We start from the raw sequence: 6,000 nt of genomic DNA on the forward strand, positions 1-6,000 counted from the left end.
GCCGCCCGCGCCCGCGGCGGCCCTCGGCCGCGCGTCCCGGACCTGACTCATCCCTACAAAGATGAAAGTGACTTTTGTTCGGGATTTATGTCCGAAAAACTGAGAAATATCGTACGGCCAACGCGGCGCGAGATTCTGCTTCGCACCTTATTGGAGGGAAATGGTTGTGACGCGTCATCGGTGGTGTAAGACTCATTTGCGAGCGCATCGGAGCTGCCGGGGACGGACGTGCGCTCACGACCCGGAACCGTCAGGGAGGTGAACGACAAGACCGGAATGCCTTTCCGGTCACAAGTGGGGTGGGAATATGTCGTTGAATCCGCGCCTGGTCAAGGAGAGTTTCTCCGTCATCGAGCCGGTGGCCGAACAGGCCACGGCCTACTTCTACGGCCGGCTGTTCGCTGAGAATCCGCACCTGCGAGGCCTGTTCCCGCCGGCTCTGGACGTTCAGCGCGACCGGCTGTTCAGCGCGTTGACCAGGATCGTGTGGAGCCTGGACAGCCCGGACAGCATGGCGGCGTACCTCGGCCAGATGGGCAGGGACCACCGCAAGTACGGCGTGGTCGCCGAGCACTACACGGCCGTGGGCAAGGCGCTGCTCGCCACGGTCCGCCGCTTCGCCGCCGACGTCTGGACCGCCGAGATCGAGGAGGCCTGGATGGCGGCGTACGCGGCCGCCGCCAAGATGATGATCGACTCGGCCGAGGCCGACGCGGGGGTTTCGCCCGCCTGGTGGGTGGCCGAGGTGGTCGGCCACGAGCTGCGCCACCAGGACATCGCGGTCATCACGCTGCGGCCCGCGCAGCGGCTGCCGTACACGTCCGGCCAGTACGTCACCGTGCAGACGTCGCGCTGGCCCCGCGTGTGGCGCACGTTCTCCATCGCCAACGCGCCGCGCGAGGACAACACCATCAGGCTGCACGTGCGCTCGGTGCCCGGCGGCTGGGTGTCGACGACCCTGACCAGGCACACGCGCGTCGGCGACACCGTCATGCTGGGGCCGCCGACGGGCACGATGACACCGCGCGAGCAGAGCGTACGGGACGTGCTGTGCGTGGCGGGCGGCACGGGCCTGGCGCCGCTGAAGGCGATCGTCGAGTCCATCATCGCCTCCGGCCGCCGGCCCGCCATCCACCTGCTGTACGGCGCCCGCACCGCCGGAGAGCTGTACGACCTGCCCGACCTGATCAGGATGGAGTCGGCCTTCCCCTGGCTGCGGGTCGTGCCCGTGGTGTCGGACCAGCCGTCGTACGACGGGATGCGCGGCCACCTGCCCGACGCCGTCCGGCGCTTACGCTCCTGGACCGAGCACGACGTGTACGTCTGCGGCCCGTCGCCCATGGTGAACGAGACCGTGCGCTGCCTGCAGCAGGACGGCGTACCGCTGCCACGGATCCACCGCGACGTCGTGCACGCCGGGCGATGACGGGAACCGGCCGGCGATCAAAAGGTTGACAGCGGCGGCGGGACGGTGCCAGCTGTAACTGACACGCCAAGTGGAGGTGGACCGTGCCAGCCCCCGCCAGGCGCCGAGGAATCGGCGGGCTCTCGTCCGTACCGGCCGTCATCGTCGCGACGCTCCTCCTCATTTCCTCCTCCCCCTCCGCCGCGGCCTCCCCCTCCGCCGCGGCGGTCCCGCTGACCGAGCTCGGGTCCGACCCGTACGCCAACGCCACCAGCCGGCACGGCACCCAGGCCGGAGCCGACACCTACCAGTGGGGTTCGGCCATCGTGACCGCGCACCAGTCGGGCAGGTTCTTCGACGGGGGCGCCACGGGCATCGCGTTCGCCGCCTCCCCCGACAACGGCGGAACCTGGACGAAAGGGGTGCTGCCGGGGATCACCACGTTCGGCGGCGGCTCCCATGACCGGGTCAGCGACCCGTCGGTCGCCTACGACGCCCGGCACCGCGTCTGGCTGATCGCGTCGCTGGCGCTGTCGGAGCGGGGCGGGATCAGGGGGACGGCGGTGCTCGCCAGCCGCTCCGGCGACGGCGGCCGCACCTGGGACGCGCCGGTAACGGTCGCCACAGCCGCCGACGGCGACGTGAACGGGGACGCGGACCAGGCCGGCGAGAACCCGGACGACGGGGACCGGACCGGCGGAGACCCAGACAGCGAGAACCCGGACGGCGAAGATCGGGACGGCGGGGATCGGGACGGCGGGGATCTGGACAAGAGCTGGATCGTCTGCGACAACACTCCGGCCAGCCCCTTCTACGGCCACTGCCACGTGACGTTCGACGACCACGCAGCGGGCAACACGATCATGATGGCGCGTTCCTCCGACGGCGGACTGACCTGGACGGTGACCCCCACCCAGGAGAGCGGGCTCGGAGGGCAGCCGGTCGTGCGGCCTGACGGCGCCGTGGTGGTGCCGTACCTGAGCGACGAGGACGAGGTCCGGTCCATCCGCTCCGGCGACGGCGGCGCGAGCTGGGAGCCCAGCGTGCCGGTCACCACCGTGCGCCGGCACACGGTCGCGGGCGGACTGCGTGCCGCGCCTCTGCCGTCGGCCGAGACGGACGCGACCGGCGCCGTGTACGTCGCCTGGCACGATTGCCGCTTCCAGTACCGGTGCGCCGGCAACGACATCGTGCTGAGCAGCTCGGCCACCGGTGAGGAGTGGAGCCGCGTCATGCGGGCCACCAGCGACGGCGGCGACCACTTCATCCCCGGCCTGGGCGTCGACCGCTCCAGCGCGGGCGGCACGGTCCGGCTCGCCCTCACCTACTACCGCTACGCCGACCCCGCGTGCACCGCCGCCACGTGTCGCCTCACGGTCGGCTACACCTCCTCGGCCAACGGCGGGGCCACCTGGGCCGCCCCTCGTGAACTGCATGGGGGGATGCCGCTGGAGTGGTTCGCCGACACCGCGCACGGCCGTATGGCGGGCGACTACATCTCCACGTCGGTCGTGCCCGGCGGCGGCGCCCATGCGGCCTTCACGGTGGCGGCGCCGCCTTCGGGCGGGGCGCTGGACGTACGCACCTACACCGTCTCCGGCGGCCTGCCGATCACGGGCGGAGGCCCGGCCCCGATCTCGGCCGAGGTGGCCATAGCGCCGGGCGAGGACGGCCCGCACCGCCCCACCACCGCCCGGTGACGACCGCAGGGGCCCGCGGACCACACGGGGGTCCACAGGGACACGCACGGCCTCACGACGGCACGCGCGGACGGCGGCTCGCCTCCCCGTCGCGGGGCGCTCCGTCCTTCGCATGCGTCCCGTCGCCGGGCGACGAGCCGACGGGCGGGACACGCGGACGGACGACGGCGCAAGCCGACGGCGGGAGGCGCCGGAGGACGACCACACGAGACGACGACGAGACGCGCGCAAGGACGACGGCGCGAGCCGGCGACGTGACGAGGGGACGCGGCGATCCGAGCCGGCGTTGACGGTGGAGCGCTACCGGCAGCGCGCTGCGCCGCGCGGCGGGGAGGCGCCGGGGAGGCGGCCGGGCTCAGCGACCATCGCGAGGCGGGGGCAAAACGCGCACCGAGGAGGCGGGAAGGCGTCGGGGGAGTGGCGGAGATACGGCGGGCCCCAACGACCACCAGAAGGCGCGGGCGAAGCGCGCGGGCGTGGGACGCACGCGGAGGGCGGGGCGGGTGGTCAGCGGAAGGTGGCGGCGGTTTCTTCGTCGGCGGGCCAGAAGGTTTCGATGGCCAGCTCCGAGACCGTCACGTCCATCGGCGTGCCGAACGTCGCGATCGTGGTGAACATCGACAGCACCCGGTCACCGGCGGCGACGCGCAGCGGTAGCAGGATGTCCCCGGGCCCCGGCACGTGCGCCACGTTCAGGTCCACCCCCGGGTAGGTGTAGGACGCCAGTTCGTCGTGGAGCTCGGCCAGGTGCCCGTCGCCGGACGCCTCGGCCTGCCTGCGCAGCCGGTGCAGCAGGTGGGCACGTACCTCGGCCAGGTTGAGCAGGCGCCCGCCCATCGCGTCGGGGTGCAGGGACAGGCGCATCACGTTGACCGGTTCCGCCAGCAGTTCCGCCGGTACGCCGTCCATGAACATCCCGGCCGCCTGGTTGGCCGCCACCAGGTTCCAGGCGGCGTCCACGACGAGCGCCGGGTACGGTTCGTGCCCGGCCAGGATCCGGTCCAGCGCCTGGCGTACGATGTGCATCTCCGGAGCCCGCACCGCGCGTTCGGCATAGATCGGTGCGAACCCCGCGGACACCAGCAGCCGGTTGCGGTGCCGCAGCGGCACCTCCAGTTCCTCGGCCAGTTTGAGCACCATCGCGCGGCTCGGCCGGGCGCGGCCGGTCTCAAGGAAGCTGATGTGGCGGGCGGAGACCCCGGCCTCGATGGCCAGATCGAGCTGGCTCACCCGCCGCCGCTGCCGCCATGACCGCAGCAAATCACCATAAGACTCATCATGTACGACTACCGCTCTCATATCCGGAACGTTAGCGCCTGGGGAGAATGCGGACGATTACCTCCCAGGTCAAGCGGCGCCGGACCGGTGACGGGCGACGGGAATCTCCCAGACTTCGGTAACTGTCGGTGGCGCGTGGCACGATGGCCGCAAAGCGAACATGGGAGCATGTCATGAGTGACGCAGTGCTCGCGATCGGCACCCGTAAGGGTCTGTTCCTGGCCCGCTCGGCGGACGGCGGCCCGTTCGAGCTGCAACCGATCCAGTTCTCCACGATCGCGGTGCCCTCGGTGGCCATCGACACGCGCGGTGCCACGCCCCGGCTCCTGGCCGGGGTCGAATACGGCCACTTCGGTCCGTCGGTCATGTACTCCGACGACCTCGGGCAGACCTGGCAGGAGGCCGAGCAGCCGCCCATCGCCTTCCCCGAGAAGACCGGGGCCACGCTCGCCCGGGTGTGGCAGCTGACGCCCTCTCCGTCCGAGCCCGGCGTGGTGTGGGCGGGCGTCGAGCCGGGCGCGCTGTTCCGCTCCGAGGACCGCGGGGTCACCTACCGGCTCGTCGAAGGCCTGTGGGAGCACCCCCACCGCCCGCTCTGGGAGCCGGGCGGCGGCGGGTTGTGCCTGCACACGATCATCTGCCACGCCACCGACCCGGCGGTCATGGGGGTGGCCGTCTCGACCGGCGGTTTCTACCGCACGAGCGACGGCGGCCTGTCGTGGGAGGCGGCCAACCAGAACATCCGTGCCCCGTTCCTGCCGGAGGGCGCCCAGTTCCCCGAGTTCGGCCAGTGCGTGCACAAGGTCGCCGCCGACGCGGCCGTGCCGGATCGGCTCTACCTGCAGCACCACTTCGGCGTCTACCGCAGCGACGACTTCGGCGGCGACTGGCACGACATCGGCTCGGCGCTGCCGTCCGACTTCGGGTTCCCGATCGTGACCCATCCGTCGCGGCCCGGCACGGTCTTCGTGCTGCCCCTCACGGCCGACATGGACCGCACACCCGTCGGCCACCGCTACCGCGTCCACCGCAGCGACGACACCGGCGAGACGTGGCAGCCCTTCTCGGCGGGCCTGCCGGAAGAGCCCGTCCACGCGGCCGTGCTGCGTGACGCGATGACCGCGTCGGGGGCGGGGGTGTTCTTCGGCACGCGCGACGGCGAGGTCCACTGCTCGCGCGACGACGGCGAGACCTGGTCGCTGGTCGGCCGGCACCTGCCCGACGTGCTCACCGTGCGCGCGGCGGTGCTCTGACTCATGAGCAGACCGGTGATGTTGGTCGTGTTCGTGCTGCCCAGTTCGCTGCGCAGGTGGGTGAGCGGGATGCAGGAGGTCAAGGTCTTCGCGGTGGGCGCCGACCGTGACTCCCCGCCCACGCTCGGCTCGGCCCTCGACATGCTCCGGCGCACGCATCCGCTGCTGGAGGAGCGGCTGCGCGACGAGTACGGCCGCATCCGCAGGCACATCAGCATGATCGTGTGCGGCGAGAACGCCCGGGGGCTGGGCAGCCTCGACTGCGCGCTGCCGCCGGGCGCGGAGGTCTACGTGCTGCCCGCGCTCGCCTGAGCCCGTCGCCACCGGCCGTGACACCGGCCGGGCCCGCCGCTCCGGCCGGGGA

5 protein-coding genes are annotated in these 6,000 nt (G+C 71.9%); 4 read left to right on the top strand and 1 reads right to left on the bottom strand.

The features are described 5' to 3' along the window. Nucleotides 1–307 precede the first annotated feature (307 nt). Nucleotides 308–1,426 (top strand): globin domain-containing protein, encoded by a 1,119-nt coding sequence (locus E1295_RS26555; RefSeq protein WP_132633785.1) that lies wholly within the window; start codon nt 308–310, stop codon nt 1,424–1,426. An 83-nt stretch (nt 1,427–1,509) separates the two neighbouring features. Further along, complete coding sequence (locus tag E1295_RS26560; protein ID WP_132633787.1) at nt 1,510–3,105, top strand: sialidase family protein; 1,596 nt, start codon at nt 1,510–1,512, stop codon at nt 3,103–3,105. 507 nt (nt 3,106–3,612) lie between these two features. Here the strand turns inward: E1295_RS26560 and E1295_RS26565 are convergent. Further along, nucleotides 3,613–4,404: a helix-turn-helix domain-containing protein gene (locus tag E1295_RS26565; protein WP_132633789.1), complete on the bottom strand. Its 792-nt coding sequence runs from the start codon at nt 4,402–4,404 to the stop codon at nt 3,613–3,615. A 152-nt stretch (nt 4,405–4,556) separates the two neighbouring features. On the opposite strand from E1295_RS26565, the gene E1295_RS26570 reads away from it, so the two are divergent. Together E1295_RS26570 and E1295_RS26575 are read left to right on the top strand one after the other, a co-directional pair. Next, on the top strand, nt 4,557–5,636 hold the full coding sequence (locus tag E1295_RS26570; protein WP_132633791.1) for a WD40/YVTN/BNR-like repeat-containing protein: 1,080 nt from the start codon (nt 4,557–4,559) through the stop codon (nt 5,634–5,636). A 3-nt stretch (nt 5,637–5,639) separates the two neighbouring features. Continuing rightward, a complete protein-coding gene (locus E1295_RS26575; RefSeq protein WP_201761224.1) occupies nt 5,640–5,948 on the top strand; it encodes a ubiquitin family protein in 309 nt (102 codons plus the stop codon). The last annotated feature ends 52 nt before the right edge of the window (nt 5,949–6,000 follow it).

This window comes from Nonomuraea mesophila (genome assembly GCF_004352805.1).
In the GTDB taxonomy this organism is placed as follows: domain Bacteria; phylum Actinomycetota; class Actinomycetes; order Streptosporangiales; family Streptosporangiaceae; genus Nonomuraea; species Nonomuraea longispora.